The organism is Bradyrhizobium sp. WSM4872, assembly GCF_055811715.1.
On record NZ_JBVVPT010000008.1, the window covers coordinates 102,646 to 117,435 of the forward strand.

A 14,790-nucleotide genomic window follows, 5' to 3' on the forward strand; every position below is an offset into this window, starting at 1 on the left:
GGGAGTGTTGCCGTGAAAGTCCTGCTGGCCCACACGCCGGAGATGCGCCGCAATTACTACGGTGATCGCAGCCTGAGCGGTTTGCGCGCGGCCGCCGAGGTGGTCCTGCACGAGAGCGATGAGACGCTGGTCTCAGACAGCCTCGTGCGCGCTGCCAAAGATGTCGACATCATCGTGGCCGACCGCATGACCGAAGGACGCGGCGAGATTTTTGCGCAACTGCCGCGCCTGCGCGCCTTCGTCCGCTGCGCCGTCGACATCCGCAACGTCGATGTCGAGGCCGCCTCGAACGCCGGCGTGCTCGTGACCCGCGCCGGGCCCGGCTTCGTGCAAGCGGTCGCCGAGCTCGCGCTCGGCTTCATGGTCGATCTCTCCCGCGGCGTATCCCGGGCGACGGCCGACTACCAGGCCGGCCGCAAGCCGGAGGCGCGGATGGGCCGTCAGCTCGCCGGCAGCAAGATCGGCATCATTGGCTATGGCAGCATCGGGCGCTATCTCGCCGAGATCGCCAAGGTGATGCGCATGGAGGTGCTGGTCGCAGATCCCTTTGCGACCGTGAGCGACAGCGCCATCCGGCAGGTCAGCCTCGACGAGCTCCTCGCCGATTCGGACTATGTCGTCTGCCTTGCCATCGCCAACGAGCAGACCGAAAATCTGATAGGCGAGGCGGCGCTGGCGGGCATGCAAAGGCATGCCGTATTCATCAATCTCTCGCGCGGCAACCTCGTCGACGAAGCGGCGCTGGCGAAGGCGTTGCTCGCGAATCGTATCGCGGGTGCCGCGATGGATGTCGGCCGCGCGCCCGACCAGATGCCGAGCCCGGAGCTCGCGAAGTGTCCCAACGTCATCGCCACACCCCATGTCGGCGGACTGACGCCGCAGGCGATCGAATATCAGTCGCTGGAAACCGTGCGCCAGGTCGAAGCGATCGTGAGAGGCGAAGCGCCGCAAGGTGCCGTGAACGCCGACCGCTGGACGCGGCGTCCCTGATCGGCGCTACAGCCGGTCCACCGCTTTGAACGTCCCGTCCTTCTGGATCACCGTCAGAAACACCTGCGGTGGCGCGTCGAGCATGCGCATGCCGACGGTGACGATGCTGCCGCTGATGTCGAAACGGCCGACATCGTTGATGGCGCGCAGCAGGTTCGCGCGCGTCGGTTGCGGCCCGGCTTGTTCCAGCGCCGCGGCCGCGAGACGGCCGGCGATGTAGCCTTCGAGCGACACGAAATTCGGCGTCAGCGTTGGGTCGAACGCGGTTTGCGCGGCCTGATAGTCAGCGACGAGCTTGAGCGAACGATCCCAGGGAAGCGGCACGACCTGCGAGACGACGACGCCTTCGCCCTCGGGGCCGAGCTCATTGGCGAGCGCATTGGCGCCGACGAAGGAGATGTTGACGAAGGTCGGATTGGCGCCGCTGCGGTGCGCGAGCTTGATGAACTCAGCACAGGGACCGTAGGTCCCGACCATGACGATCGCGTCGGGTTCGACGCGCTTGATCGTGCGCCAGGCTGACGCGACGGCGCGGGTGTTGCGCTCGAAGGTGCCTTCGGCTGCGAGCTCGAGACCGCGTTTGGCAAGCGCGCGCTTCACGCCGGAAAGGCCGTCGCGCCCGAAGGAATCGTCCTGGTAGAAGATGGCGATGCGGGTGAAATGGCGATCCTCCGTGAGGTGCTTGACCCAAGCCTCGGCCTCGGCGCCATAGCTCGCACGGATGTTGACCACGTTCGCAAGCTCGAGGTCGCGCAAGAATTCGGCGCCGCTGAACGGACCGATGAAGGGCACGTTCCTGGCGCTGGTGATCGGTATCGTCGCCACCGCGGTCGGTGTGCCCACCGCACCGATCAGCGCGAACACCTTGTCGTCCTCGATCAGCCGCAGCGTCTGCGCTACCGAGCGGTCGGGATCGTAGCCGTCGTCGCGGCTGATGAGCTGGAGTTTGCGGCCGTGGACACCGCCCTTGGCGTTGATCTCGGTGAAGGCCGCGACGATGCCCTGCCGCATCCGCTGTCCGAGTGCGGAGGAGGGACCTTCGAGTGCTGCGGCCTGGCCGAACAGGATCGCATCCTCGCTGACGCCGATCTCGTCGGCTTTCGCCGGCAGCATGATTGCCGCCAGGAGGGCGACCGTCATGACGATGCATGTGGCAGATCGAGATCGATACATCAGGAAAAGTCTTGCCGGGTGCGGTGAGTAGCTTCGGAAAAGCTATCGCCGCGGGATGAATCGGCGATGTATCGACGGCTCCGTACTACTCCGGGGAAACCGGCAACTTGCTTCGACAAAGTCCGGATCATCCTGCACTTCATTAACTAAGCCGGCTAATGCGGAAAAGCCGGGTTCCGAAATTGTGCAGTTCTTAACCGCGGTCCTGTTCCGATAGTGGCTCCGGCGGCTCAACCAGAGGTTCGGATGGCCGGGAGAGGGGACGGCGATTTCTGCAATGGGCGGTCGGGATCAGAACGATCAGGATCGGGGACGTATGACCGGATGGTGGCGTGCTGCGCCGCTGCTCGGGCTCTATCGCCCTGCGCTCGTCGCGGTCGGAATCGGTCTTCTGTTTTCGGTCGTGGCTGCGGCCGCCGTGGCGCGATGGGAAGGCCGCGTCAACAAGATCGAGTTCGAGAACGCGGCCGAGACCGAAGTGATCGTCATGCAGAACGGCATGGGCGAGTACATCTCCAGGCTCGTCGCGCTGCGCACGCTGTTCGAATCGACCAACCAGGAGATCACCCGCAGCGAATTCGAGACCTTCAGCACCCGCCTGTTCGAGCGCCACCCCGGCATGCTGCGCATCTCCTGGGTGCCGCGCGTGAACCGCAAGGAGCGCGCAGAATACGAGGCCGCAGCGATCACGGACGGCGTGTCCGGCTATCGCATCAAGTCGCTCCAGGGCGATGCGTTCGCGACCGCGCCGCAGAGCGACGAATATTTTCCGGTGCTCTACTCGACCCAGCCGAAGACGTCTCCGGTCTACGGCATGGACTACGCGACCATTCCGGAGCGCCGCGCGGTCCTCGAGCGCGCACGCGACACCGACCGGGTCTCGACCATTCGCACCCGCCTCTTCGAGCCGAAGGCGGGCGGCCGGCTGCCAGACGTCCTCGTCGCCATTCCGGTCTACGCCAAGGGAACGTCGCGCGACACGGTGGTGGACCGGCGCCGCAATCTCGCCGGCTTCGTCGTCGGCGTCTTCGACCTGCCGCTGCTGATCCAGTCCATTCGCGTGACGACCGGGGCAAGCCCCGCGGTCAGCGTCAACGTCTATCCGCCGTTTACGGGGCAGATCGTCGGTTTGGAGGACATGCTGCCGGATTATTCGTCGGCCGCCACGGCGCCGCAGTCGATGCGGGACGTCGCACGGGCCCTGCACTGGTCGGGCAATCTCAAGATCGGCGACATGGATTGGCAGGTGCGGGCGGTTCCGGCTGCCGGCGGTCCGCTGGAGACGACTTACGATCGCGCGGGCGCGGTGCTGATCGTCGGCATGCTGCTGACGCTGTCGCTTTCGACCTATCTCATGCTCGCAAGCCGCAATTCGCAGCGGCTGTCGCTGGCGAACCGGCGGGTGCTCGAACTCGCCCAGACCGACATCCTGACCGGATTGCCGAACCGCGCCTTCTTCCTCGCCCGGCTCGACGAGCTCAATGGCCGTTTGAAGGACGGCGGTCCGACCTTCTCGATCCTGATGCTCGACCTCGACCGCTTCAAGAACGTCAACGACTCGCTCGGTCACGGTGCCGGCGATGCGCTGCTGCGTCAGGTCGCCCAGCGGCTGAAATCCGCTTTGCGCGAAAGCGACGTGCTGGCCCGGCTCGGCGGCGACGAATTCGCCATCATCCAGGAAGCTTGCGAGGATCAACGCGTCTGCCCGACCGAACTGGCGGGACGGATCGCCAAGCTCGTGGCCGAGCCGTTCCTTCTTCCCGGACACCGCGTCGAGATCGGCACCAGCATCGGCATTGCGATCGCGCCCGATCACGGCAGCGACCAGGAGCAGCTGCTGAAGAAGGCCGACCTGGCGCTCTACCGCTCCAAATCGTCGGGCCGCAACTGCTTCACCATCTACGACAAGGCGATGTCGGCCGAGCTCGAGGCGCGCAGCACGCTGGAAGGCGATCTGCGCGACGCCATCGCGCGGTGCCAGCTCGAGGTGCACTACCAGCCGTTCGTCGACGCCCTCAGCGGCGCGCGGCGCGGCTTCGAGGCTTTGGTGCGCTGGAGGCATCCGACGCGCGGCTTGATTGCGCCGGACCAGTTCATCGCACTTGCGGAGGAGACCGGGCTGATCGTGCCGCTCGGCGAGTTCGTGCTGCGACGCGCCTGCGCGGACGCGGCCGGCTGGCCCACCGACCTCGCGGTCGCCGTCAACCTGTCGCCGATCCAGTTCAAGGAGGCCGAGCTGTTCGAGATGATCAGCGCGGCGCTCGCGGATTCCGGGCTGCCGCCGCAGCGGCTGGAGATCGAGATCACGGAATCCGTGCTGCTGGAACGTGGCGTCGAGAACCACGCCTTCATGGAACGGCTGAAGAGCATCGGCATCGCGCTCGCACTGGACGATTTCGGCACCGGCTATTCGTCGCTCAGCTATCTGACCGCGTTCCCGTTCGACAAGATCAAGATCGACAAGTCGTTCATCCGCAACCTCACGCATCAGCCGCGCAGCTCCGCCATCATCTCCTCGATCGTGACGCTGGCACGCGGGCTGGACATGTCGGTCACCGCCGAAGGCGTCGAGACCCGCGAGGAGTACGAGCGGCTGAAGGCGCTCGGCGTCAATTTCGCGCAAGGCTATCTGTTCGGCCGCCCGCACCCCATCGAACGGATTCTGTTCGACGCGCCGGTCAAACCGTCCCAACGCGACGCGGCCTGAGCGCCCGCCTCGAAGGACGGGCCACGGGAAACCGCTCTCGAATCCATCGCGCTCTCGCTCAACGGTCATGCGCGAAAAACCCTTGACCCGGGCTGTCCCGGATGGTCGGAAGGACCGTCCAGGGATGAAACACACAATGCGGCTTCCGTTCTTCTACGGCTGGGTCGTGGTCGCGGTGACCTTCGTCACCATGGCCATCGGCGTCAACGCGCGCACCGCCTTCTCACTGTTCTTTCCTCCCATCATCTCCGAATTCGGCTGGGAGCGCGGCGTCACCGCGGGCGCCTTTTCCTTCGGCTTCGTCGTATCGGGCATGGTCAGCCCGCTGATCGGCCGGCTGATGGACCGCGCCGGGCCGCGTGCGGTGATGGAGCTCGGCGTGGTTCTGATGGGCGGCGGACTGCTGCTCGCGCCGCTCACGAGCCAGCCCTGGCATCTCTACGTCACCATCGGCGTCATGGTCGGCGCCGGGTCGGTGTGCCTCGGCTATTCCGGCCAGTCGCTGTTCCTGCCGAACTGGTTCATCCGCACGCGCGGCCTCGCCATCGGCATCGCCTTCGCCGGGGTCGGCATCGGTTCGGTGACGCTGCTGCCGTGGGTGCAGCACATGATCGAAGGGACCGGTTGGCGCACCGCCTGCACCGCGATGGGCCTGATGATCCTGATCGTGCTGGCGCCGATCAATCTGTTCCTGCATAGGCGCCCCGAGGATATCGGTCTGCGGCCTGACGGTGATGCCGCGCCGGCCGCGGGCGCCGCAAAACCGGCCTCCAACATCGTCGATCCCGTCTGGGCCCGGACCGAATGGACGCTCCGAACCGCTGTCGCCACGACGCGGTTCTGGTGGATCGCGCTCGGCTATTTCTGCGGCCTCTACATCTGGTACGCGGTGCAGGTGCACCAGACCAAATTCCTGCTCGACATCGGCTTCAACCCGGGTGTCGCGGTGTGGGCACTCGGCATCGTCAGCCTGCTCGGCATTCCCGGCCAGATCCTGCTCGGCCATGTCTCCGACCGGATCGGGCGGGAATGGGTGTGGGCGATCAGCTGCGCCGGTTTTGCGATCTCTTTCGCGGCGCTGATGGCTCTGAAATTCCAGCCGTCATTGTGGCTGGTCTACCTCATGGTGTTCACCCAAGGCGCGCTCGGCTACGGCCTGACCTCGATCATGGGCGCGGTGGTGTTCGAGATTTTTCAGGGCAAGCACCAGGGCAGCATTTTCGGCACGATCATGCTGGCAGCATTGGCCGGCGGCGCCGCCGGTCCCTGGGTCACCGGCTTGCTTTACGATCGGGCCGGCGACTACACGCTCGCCTTTGGCGTCGCCATCGTCGTGAGCGGATTATCGGCGCTCTCGATCTGGCAAGCCGCGCCGCGCAAGGTGCGCGCCGTCGCCGGCAAGCTTCAGACGGGCGGCGGCGCCGAATAGGTTCCGTACGCACCGCATTACCTTCCCGTCTTTTGCGGAATGTTAAGCATGTCGCGTTGCGACGGGACTGCAAAAACGTCTTGGACACCATCGCGGCGCTAGCCTCGGTTGCAATATCTTCCCGATGCCTCCGGGTCTAGCGATGTCCGCCTCCGATTGTGCCATGACAGAAACTCCGGAAGTGCTGTTGGCCGCGCTCGAACGCGCCGAAGAGGGCATCGTCATCGTCGACAGCGCGCATCGCATCACGCATTTCAATGCCGGTGCAGAGCGGATCTGGAATCTCGCACGCGCTGACGTGCTCGGTCACGATTCCGAAATTCTCACTCTCAAATGCCTTCAGGCCGAACCGTGTGCGGAATTCCGTGACGAGATCAGCCTGGTGCGCCGTGACGGCAGCCGGATCCGCGCGGCCATCTCGCTTTCATCCATTGCAAGTGGCGGCATTGCCTATCGCATCGTGTTCGCGCGCGACGTCACCGCGGACGCCGAACGCCGCGTCAGGATCGGGCTTCTCCACGCCGTCTCCGACCAGACCAACCGCGCGGTGCTCATCACCGACACCAACCAGAACATCGTCTATGTCAATTCCGCCTTCACGACGCTGTTCGGCTACACCAGCGAGGAGGCCGAGGGCCGCCGTGCGAGGGGGTTGATCGCCGGCCGCCACACCGATCGCAAGGCTGTTGCGAAACTCGTCAAGCGCCTGATGCATGGCGGCCACCGCGGCGAGATCGAGATGCTCGCCTATGACAAGGACGGCGAGGAGATCTGGGTCTGCGCCCGCATCGATGCCTTCCGCGACAGGAAGGGCCAGGTCAAGCACTTCTTCGCGCTGCTCGAGGACATCACCGAGGCCAAGCAGCTGCGCTCGCTGCAGCAGCTCATCATGGGCGCGCTCGCTGATGAGGTTCCGATCGGCGAGATCGCCGACCGGCTGTGCCGCCGTGTCGAGCAGATGGCGCCCGACGTCGTCTGTTCGCTGCTGCACGTCGACGCCGCGGGCCTGATCCATCCGCTCGGCGGTCCAAGCCTGCCCGAGGACTATTCCCGCGTACTGGAGGGCATTGCCATCGGGCCCAATGTCGGCTCGTGCGGAACCGCGGCCTTCTACGGCGAGCCGGTGCTGGCGACCGATCTGGAGACCGACCCGCGCTGGCAGCCCTACAAGGCGATGCCGCTCGCGATTGGCCTGCGCGCATGCTGGTCGACGCCGGTCAAGGCCAAGGACGGACGGGTCATCGCCACCTTCGCCTTCTACTACCGGGAACCCCGCGCGCCGAGCAATTGGCATCGGCGCATCGTCGAGGCCTGCGTCAATCTCGGCGCCTTCGCGATCGAGCGCAAGGAAGCGCGCGCCGAGATCGCGCGGCTCGCCTATCACGACATCCTCACCGGCCTGCCGAACCGCGCGCAATTGCGGCGCCTGATCACCACCGCCATCGATGCCTGCCCGACCGGCAGCCACGTCGCGCTGGCCTTCCTCGACGTCGATCATTTCAAGGACGTCAACGACACGCTCGGTCATGCCGCCGGCGACGAGCTCCTGATCCAGCTGGCGCAGCGCCTGCGCGAGCAGATCGGACCCGAGGACATGCTGGGGCGGCTCGGCGGCGACGAGTTCGTCATCCTGCTGCCGCGGCGCAACGCCGAGGGTGCCGAGCGCGTCGCGGCCGGAATCACCGAAGCGCTGGCCGCGCCGCTGCGGCTCGGCTCCAGGCAGCTGCAGATGTCGGCGAGCATCGGCGTCAGCCTCTATCCCGATCATGCGACCGACATCGACACCCTGATGCAGCAGGCGGACGCGGCCATGTACATGGCCAAGCAGGCGGGACGTTCGACCCATCGCCTGTTCAGCGCCGAGATGAACGGGCTCACCGAGCAGCGGCTGGCCTTGATTGCGGCGCTGCGCCGCGCCATCGCCGAGGGCGCGCTGACCCTCCGCTATCAGCCGCAGATCCGCAGCTGCGACGGCGCGATCCATGGCGTCGAGGCGCTGGCGCGCTGGCATGATGCCGAGCTCGGCGACGTCTCGCCGGCAAAATTCATCCCGCTCGCCGAAGAGTGCGGCCTGATCGAGCAGATCGGCCTGTGGTCGGTGCGCGAGGCCTGCCGGCAGATGGCGAGCTGGCGTCGCGCCGGGCTCGACATTCCATCCGTGTCGGTGAACCTGTCGCCGATCAATTTCCGCAACGTCACGCTGGCCGCGCGGCTCAAGGACATCCTCGCCGAATACGATCTGCCGGCGGACGCGCTGATGCTCGAGATCACCGAGGGCGCGTTCATGCAGGACAGCGTCGCCGCGCTCGAGACGATGAACGCGATCCGGGAGCTCGGCGTCGGGCTTTCGGTGGACGATTTCGGCACCGGCTATTCCAGCCTCAGCCGGCTCGCCCATCTGCCGATCCGCGAGCTCAAGATCGACCGCAGCTTCATGCGCGACATCGAGCGTGACGCTGGCGCGCTCGCGATCGCCACCGCCGTGGTGCGCGTCGGGCAGGGCCTCGGCATGACCGTCGTCGGCGAAGGGGTCGAGACCGAGGCGCAACGCAAGGTGCTGGCCGAACTCGGCTGCGACGTCGTGCAAGGCTTTCTTTACGCGCCCGCGCTCGCGCCTGTAGCCTTCGAGCGCTGGCTGATCGAGCACTGCGCCGAGCAGGCGCAGGCGATGTTGGCTCGTCTCGACATTGCACCGGCCGGCGCGCCCACGGCGAAGCGGTCGGCGTAGGGCGTCACTTCGAACAGATCACCCCCCAAACAAACCTCTTGTTAATCCTCTGGTGATCAGTTGATCGGCTGGTGATGTGATGTGATCCGCGTCTTCACAGGCCGAACCAGCCCCGGAGCCCCCGTCGATGGACCCCATCCTGCACGCCCCCAAGCCGCTCGATCGGATCACGCTTTCCGAACTGCTGGGTGCGCTGAGCCACGCACTCGATCTCTCCGAGGGGCAGCCGGCCGGACATTGCGTGCGATGCAGCCGCATCGGCGTCTTGATCGGCAGGGAGATCGGCCTCGACGAGGACGCGATAGTCGAACTTTACTACGCGCTGTTGCTGAAGGATCTCGGCTGCAGCAGCAACGCTGCGCGCATTTGCGAGCTGTATCTGACCGATGATCTCTCCTTCAAACAGGATTTCAAGCTCATTGACGGCAGCCTGCCGCAGGCGCTGCGTTTCGTGCTGGGCCATACCGGGCTGAAAGCCGGCCTGGCCGAACGGTTTCGCGCCATCGTCAACATCTTCCAGAACGGCGGCGAGATCGCGCGCGAGCTGATCGAGACGCGCTGCCATCGCGGCGCCGACATCGCCCGCAAAATGCGCTTCTCCGAGCCGGTCGCCGACGGCATCAAGAATCTCGACGAGCATTGGGATGGCGGCGGCAAGCCGCTCGGCCTTGCCCGAACGGCCATCCCGATTTATTCCCGCCTCGCATTGTTGGCTCAGGTGGTCGATGTGTTCTACATCGCGAACGGTCCCGAAGCCGCCCTTCGTGAGGCCCGGAATCGAGCCGGAACCTGGTTCGATCCAGACCTGGTCGCCGCTTTTGAGCGCATCGCGGCGCGGCCTGGATTCTGGGACATGCTCGGCACTGAAGATGGGCCCGAGACTGTGCCTCTGCTGCCGCAGCAGGCGAGCGTGCCGGTGGATGAGGACTATCTGGATGACATCGCGGCTGCCTTCGCCCAGGTGGTCGATTCCAAAAGTCCCTACACCAGCGGCCACAGCGAGCGCGTCACGCTCTTTACCGATATGATTGCGGAGCAGTTGGAGTTCACTGCCGAGCGGCGCCGCTGGCTCAAGCGGGCCGCGCTGTTGCATGACATTGGCAAGCTCGGCGTCAGCAACGCAATCCTCGACAAGCCGGGTAAGCTTGACGACCACGAATGGGAGATCATGCGCAAGCATTCCGCGCATTCGGAAGCGATCCTGTCGCGCATCGGCGCGTTTGGCGATCTCGCGCCGATCGCCGGGGCGCATCACGAGCGGCTGGACGGCAAAGGCTATCCCCGCGGGCTCGTGGGAGACCAGATCTGCCTGGACACCCGAATCATCACAACCGCGGATATCTTCGATGCGCTGACCGCGGACCGGCCGTATCGGGCTGCGATGCCGGTGACGAAAGCTCTTGCGATCATGTCGGAGATGATCGGCACCCAAATCGACGCGGACTGCTTTGCGGCTCTTCGCCGGGCTCTTGGACGTGTGGACGAGACGCTCGCGGCTTGACGAGGATCCGTCGTCATCCGGGCTTGCAACGTCCGGCGCAACGCGCGTTCATGCCGCGGAAAGGAACGTCCGGCGTTTCCCCACGTTGTCGGCCCACCAGCGCAAACCGGGCCATACGATGAAGAAGATCGCCACCATCCTTGTGATGCTCTCTGCCTTGCCGGCTGCCGCCGGTGCGGAGAGTTGGAGCGGCTATCGCATTCCCGAGACCGGGACCAGTGTCGACATCCCTTCGTCCATCTTCACCGAGCAAGCCGGTCGGCCCGACGGCTATGGCATGCAGTACCGGACCAGCGACGGCCGGGCGGATTTGACGGTGCAGGCCGTTCCAAGCGACGGCAGCTCACCGGCGGCTTTCCTGGCGCGCAAGAATCCGCCGTCCGGCATCACCTACAAGCGCATCACGCCGCGCTTCTTCGTGGTCTCCAGCACCCGGGGCGGCAAGATCTGGTACAACCGCTGCAACTTTGGCCGCCGCTACGTGCATTGCGTGCTGATCAACTATCCGGCCGCCGAAAAGCGGCAGTGGGATGCACTCGTGACCCGCGTCAGCCACACGCTGAGCGGCGGTTGATCCGTTCACTAAGAAAGACCTGCTCACAAAGAAAAACTGCCCGCAAATCGCGGGCAGCAGTCTCGTGAGGATGGTTCAGCGCAAATTGGTCGATGTCGTCGACATGGTCGGCTTGGAGCCCGGCACGTGCGACATGGTCTTGGTGGTGGACCCGACCTCCTCGCCCGCCTTCACTTTGGTGCGGGTGTGGGAGCGGCTGAACGTGCCACCCTCATGCGCCTGCGCGCGCGCATTGGAATTGAGCACCGGACCGTTGCCCTTGTTCATGCTGGTGCCGGACTGCGCCTTGCCGTTCGCAGACGCGGCGCTGCCGCCCGCTGCGATCGACGAGCCGGTCTGCCCGGAGCCCGACGTCGACGTGCCGCCGGTGCCGAGTGTGCTGGCCGAGGTGCCGCCGGCCGCAGCCGAGCCGCCGGTGCCACCAGTCATGCTGGTTTGCGCAGACAACGGCGAGGCGGCGAGCAGGAGTGCGACCGACGAGGTCGCGATCAACATTCTCATCTGTCAAATCCTTTTGCTATGGCGACGATGTCGAGATGGTGCAGCCGTTGACTGTGACGGTGCTCGCGCTGGTCGAACCCGGGCCGCCGGCCGTCGAGGACGAACTCGACACGTTGCCGCCACCGGCCTGGACGTGCACCGACGATCCGCCGGCCGAGCTCGAGCTCGACAGCGAGCCGCTCGATGAGGTCGAGCCGGTTGTGCCTGAACCCGATGAGCCCAGCGCGGTAATGCTGCCGTCGGGATGTTTTTCGACCGTGACACGGCAGGTCTCGCCGGACGCGGTCTTGCCGGTTTTCTGCATGGTCTCCCCCACGGCGGCGCCGCTCATCAAAGTCAAAACTGCGATCGCAACGATTGATCTGTTCATGCCAGTCCTCCTCAGGAAGGACGAAGGAGCGGCATTGCTGCCGCTCCGCCGGCCGGGATGTCAGTCCTTGTCCTTCTTCATCTCGTCCTTGTGGTGGCCTTTGCCCTTTTCCATGCCCATGTCGCTGGAATGTCCGGCGGAGGAGCCGGCCGCTCCCACGGTCGAGCCGCTCTTGCCGCCGCCGGCCGACGAGCCGCCGGTGCCGAGCGTCGATGCCGAGTTGGAGCCGGAGCCGGCCGCAGAGCCGCCCGTGCCGACGCTGGACGAGCTCTTGCCGCCACCGGCCGACGAACCGCCGGTGCCGAGCGTCGAGGCCGAGCCTGAGCCGCTGCCGGAGCCCGCGGCGGAGCCGCCGGTCCCGATCGACGAACTGCTGGTGCCGCCACCGGCCGACGAACCGCCGGTGCCAAGCGTCGAGGCCGAGCCCGATCCGCTGCCCGAACCCGCCGATGAACCGCCGGTGCCGACGGTCGAGTTGCTGGTGCCGCCGCCGGCTGACGAGCCGCCCGTGCCGACCGTCGAGCTCGACTGCGCCATCGCGAGCGCCGTACCGGCCAGCAGCGCAGCTGCGGCCGCACTCAATTTCAGAATCCTCATCGTTGTCTCCTCCAATGATCAAATTGCCAAAACAGGCTCGGGATAAAGTGGTAAGCCGCACAAACGTTCCTTGGATGGGTACGACGAAGTGGAAAATGCGCGCGCGTGATCCTGGCCAGGTTCCAGCTGCGAAGCGCAGCGAACCAATGTCGAGCGGGAACAGCGAAGTTCTGAAAAAAGCGCTAGTCCTACGACAATCCCGTCCTGCGCCGCAGATCCGTGATCGCGCGCAGAAAGCTATCGGCCGGCGTCGTCTCCGGATCGATCAGGCGGTGCAGGCGAAAGCCGTCTTCCAGCGCCAGCACGACGGAGGCCATCCATGGCGGATTGAGCGTGTCGCTCTTCGCGTTGCTCTTCAGCGTGGCCTCGACGATGTCGGCGACCAGCTTGCGCCGCGCCCGCAGCCGCTTTGCAAGCTCCGGTCGGCGCTTCTCGGCGCGCGCGACAAACAGGATCATCTCCATGTGCAGCAGGGGCGAGCGGCCGAGCGGGTCCTGCTTCGTGCGATCCATCGCCTTCAGCGCTGCGATGAAGTCGTCGAGATTGTCGTGCTGCGCGAGGATGTCCATGTTGCGCCGGATCGACTGCGCGACATGGTCCTCGAGCATGGCGATGATCAGTTCGTCCTTGCTCTTGAAGTTGGAATAGAACGCTCCGCGGCTGAATCCGGCCGCCGCCGCGATCGCCTCGATGCTGGCGCCGCCGATGCCGTCTTGCTCGAACATTCGCGCGGCCGCCTCGAACAGCCTGTCGCGCGTGTCGTCCCTGGTCGGCCTGGTTCTCACCCTTGACATCGGAGCAGGTTAGGGCAGAATGCAACTCGATACAACAATGTATCGAGTTGATAATTCAGGGATGGTTACGCTGCGCAAGAGGGGCCGCCCGGCGTATGCGATTCATGCGGCAACCGCTATGAGGTCACCATGAACGAGCATGTGCAAGGCACCGGCGGTCCGCTGTTCAATCCGCTGTCGCCGGACTTCATCCGCGATCCCTATCCGCATTATGACCGGCTCCGCGCGATCTATCCGATTCACGTGACGCCGTTCGGCCAGTTCGTCACGAGCCGCCATGCCGATGTCAGCCTCGTGATGCGCGACAAGCGCTTCGGCAAGGATTTCGTCGGCCGTTCCAAGCGCCGCTATAGCGAAAAGATCATGGAGGAGCCGGTCTTCCGCAGCATGAGCCACTGGATGCTGCAGGCCGATCCGCCCGACCACACCCGCCTGCGCGGCCTCGTCGTGAAGGCCTTCACCGCCCGCCGCGTCGAGGACATGCGGCCGCGCATCCAGCAGATCGTCGACCAGACCATCGATGCCGTGACCGACCGCGGCCACATGGACCTGATCGAGGATTTCGCCTTCCGCCTGCCTGTCACCATCATCTGCGACATGCTCGGCATTCCCGAGGACCATCGCGAGACTTTCTATAACAGCTCGCGCGATGGCGGACGGCTGCTGGACCCCGTGCCGCTCTCGCAGGAGGAGATCGCCAAGGGTAACGCCGGCAACATGATGGCGCAGATGTATTTCCAGCAGCTGTTCGAGCAGCGTCGCAAAAATCCCGGCGACGATCTCATCACCCACCTCGTGCAGGCCGAGGAAGACGGCAACAAGCTCAGCAACGAGGAACTGACCGCCAACATCATCCTGTTGTTCGGCGCCGGCCACGAGACCACGGTCAATCTGATCGGCAACGGCCTGCTGGCGCTGCATCGCAATCCGGACCAGCTCGCGCTGTTGAAGGCGCAGCCGGAGCTGATGGTGGGCGCGATCGAGGAGTTTCTGCGCTACGATTCCTCGGTGCAGATGACCGGGCGGGTCGCGCTGGAGGATATCGACGATCTCGGCGGCGCCAAGATCCCCAAGGGCGAGACCGTGCTCTGCCTGCTGGGCTCGGCCAACCGCGACCCCGCGGTCTATCCTGACCGCCCCGACCGGCTCGACGTCACCCGCCAGAACGTGAGGCCGCTGTCGTTCGGTGGCGGCATCCATTTCTGCCTGGGGGCCCAATTGGCCCGGCTCGAGGCCGAGATCGCCATCGCCACGCTGTTGCGGCGGCTGCCCGATCTGCGCATCGACGACCTCGAAAACCCGGAATGGCGGCCGACCTTCGTGCTGCGCGGCCTGAAGCGGCTACCTGCGAGCTGGTGATAGCTGCCCGCGTTAACCTCCGCGCGCAACAGTCGCTGTGACTTCGCCACACTTCCCCCTATATAAG

At 65.5% G+C, this 14,790-nt stretch carries 12 protein-coding genes; 7 read left to right on the forward strand and 5 right to left on the reverse strand.

Going from position 1 to position 14,790, the window contains the following annotated elements:
- The first annotated feature begins 12 nt into the window (after positions 1-12).
- Entirely contained in the window at positions 13-990 is a 978-nt protein-coding gene (locus tag AC0L3C_RS13750; RefSeq protein WP_473279060.1) for an NAD(P)-dependent oxidoreductase, read from the forward strand.
- A 6-nt stretch (positions 991-996) separates the two neighbouring features.
- Here AC0L3C_RS13750 and AC0L3C_RS13755 read toward each other — a convergent pair whose 3' ends face one another.
- Entirely contained in the window at positions 997-2,163 is a 1,167-nt protein-coding gene (locus AC0L3C_RS13755) for an ABC transporter substrate-binding protein (protein ID WP_473408229.1), read from the reverse strand.
- A gap of 316 nt (positions 2,164-2,479) precedes the next feature.
- On the opposite strand from AC0L3C_RS13755, the gene AC0L3C_RS13760 reads away from it, so the two are divergent.
- The 5 genes from AC0L3C_RS13760 to AC0L3C_RS13780 all read left to right on the forward strand — a co-directional run bounded on the left by AC0L3C_RS13760 (position 2,480) and on the right by AC0L3C_RS13780 (position 11,102).
- Entirely contained in the window at positions 2,480-4,870 is a 2,391-nt protein-coding gene (locus AC0L3C_RS13760) for a bifunctional diguanylate cyclase/phosphodiesterase (protein WP_473408230.1), read from the forward strand.
- A gap of 136 nt (positions 4,871-5,006) precedes the next feature.
- Positions 5,007-6,299 carry an MFS transporter gene (locus AC0L3C_RS13765; protein WP_473408306.1) on the forward strand — a complete coding sequence of 431 codons (1,293 nt, stop codon included), beginning with the start codon at positions 5,007-5,009 and terminating at the stop codon, positions 6,297-6,299.
- 142 nt (positions 6,300-6,441) lie between these two features.
- On the forward strand, positions 6,442-9,027 hold the full coding sequence (locus tag AC0L3C_RS13770; RefSeq protein WP_473408231.1) for an EAL domain-containing protein: 2,586 nt from the start codon (positions 6,442-6,444) through the stop codon (positions 9,025-9,027).
- Between the two features lie 127 nt (positions 9,028-9,154).
- Entirely contained in the window at positions 9,155-10,528 is a 1,374-nt protein-coding gene (locus tag AC0L3C_RS13775; RefSeq protein ID WP_473260606.1) for an HD-GYP domain-containing protein, read from the forward strand.
- Between the two features lie 118 nt (positions 10,529-10,646).
- Positions 10,647-11,102, forward strand: a complete 456-nt coding sequence (locus tag AC0L3C_RS13780) for a hypothetical protein (protein ID WP_473279066.1) — start codon at positions 10,647-10,649, stop codon at positions 11,100-11,102.
- A gap of 75 nt (positions 11,103-11,177) precedes the next feature.
- Here AC0L3C_RS13780 and AC0L3C_RS13785 read toward each other — a convergent pair whose 3' ends face one another.
- The 4 genes from AC0L3C_RS13785 to AC0L3C_RS13800 all read right to left on the reverse strand — a co-directional run bounded on the left by AC0L3C_RS13785 (position 11,178) and on the right by AC0L3C_RS13800 (position 13,364).
- On the reverse strand, positions 11,178-11,603 hold the full coding sequence (locus AC0L3C_RS13785; protein WP_063995279.1) for a hypothetical protein: 426 nt from the start codon (positions 11,601-11,603) through the stop codon (positions 11,178-11,180).
- 16 nt (positions 11,604-11,619) lie between these two features.
- On the reverse strand, positions 11,620-11,973 hold the full coding sequence (locus AC0L3C_RS13790; protein WP_473260601.1) for a hypothetical protein: 354 nt from the start codon (positions 11,971-11,973) through the stop codon (positions 11,620-11,622).
- 60 nt (positions 11,974-12,033) lie between these two features.
- Positions 12,034-12,570, reverse strand: a complete 537-nt coding sequence (locus AC0L3C_RS13795) for a hypothetical protein (RefSeq protein ID WP_473260599.1) — start codon at positions 12,568-12,570, stop codon at positions 12,034-12,036.
- A 188-nt stretch (positions 12,571-12,758) separates the two neighbouring features.
- Positions 12,759-13,364: a TetR/AcrR family transcriptional regulator gene (locus AC0L3C_RS13800; RefSeq protein WP_473260597.1), complete on the reverse strand. Its 606-nt coding sequence runs from the start codon at positions 13,362-13,364 to the stop codon at positions 12,759-12,761.
- Between the two features lie 129 nt (positions 13,365-13,493).
- Here AC0L3C_RS13800 and AC0L3C_RS13805 point away from each other — a divergent pair, with 129 nt between their 5' ends.
- Positions 13,494-14,723, forward strand: a complete 1,230-nt coding sequence (locus AC0L3C_RS13805) for a cytochrome P450 (protein ID WP_473408232.1) — start codon at positions 13,494-13,496, stop codon at positions 14,721-14,723.
- Positions 14,724-14,790: the final 67 nt, after the last annotated feature.

Coding starts and splice junctions, on each gene's coding strand:
- AC0L3C_RS13775 (WP_473260606.1), top strand. CDS start 9,155: ATGGACCCCATCCTGCACGCCCCCAAGCCGCTCGATCGGATCACGCTT.
- AC0L3C_RS13805 (WP_473408232.1), top strand. CDS start 13,494: ATGAACGAGCATGTGCAAGGCACCGGCGGTCCGCTGTTCAATCCGCTG.
- AC0L3C_RS13755 (WP_473408229.1), bottom strand. CDS start 2,163: ATGTATCGATCTCGATCTGCCACATGCATCGTCATGACGGTCGCCCTC.
- AC0L3C_RS13800 (WP_473260597.1), bottom strand. CDS start 13,364: ATGTCAAGGGTGAGAACCAGGCCGACCAGGGACGACACGCGCGACAGG.
- AC0L3C_RS13760 (WP_473408230.1), top strand. CDS start 2,480: ATGACCGGATGGTGGCGTGCTGCGCCGCTGCTCGGGCTCTATCGCCCT.
- AC0L3C_RS13765 (WP_473408306.1), top strand. CDS start 5,007: ATGCGGCTTCCGTTCTTCTACGGCTGGGTCGTGGTCGCGGTGACCTTC.
- AC0L3C_RS13795 (WP_473260599.1), bottom strand. CDS start 12,570: ATGAGGATTCTGAAATTGAGTGCGGCCGCAGCTGCGCTGCTGGCCGGT.
- AC0L3C_RS13785 (WP_063995279.1), bottom strand. CDS start 11,603: ATGAGAATGTTGATCGCGACCTCGTCGGTCGCACTCCTGCTCGCCGCC.
- AC0L3C_RS13780 (WP_473279066.1), top strand. CDS start 10,647: ATGAAGAAGATCGCCACCATCCTTGTGATGCTCTCTGCCTTGCCGGCT.
- AC0L3C_RS13770 (WP_473408231.1), top strand. CDS start 6,442: ATGTCCGCCTCCGATTGTGCCATGACAGAAACTCCGGAAGTGCTGTTG.
- AC0L3C_RS13790 (WP_473260601.1), bottom strand. CDS start 11,973: ATGAACAGATCAATCGTTGCGATCGCAGTTTTGACTTTGATGAGCGGC.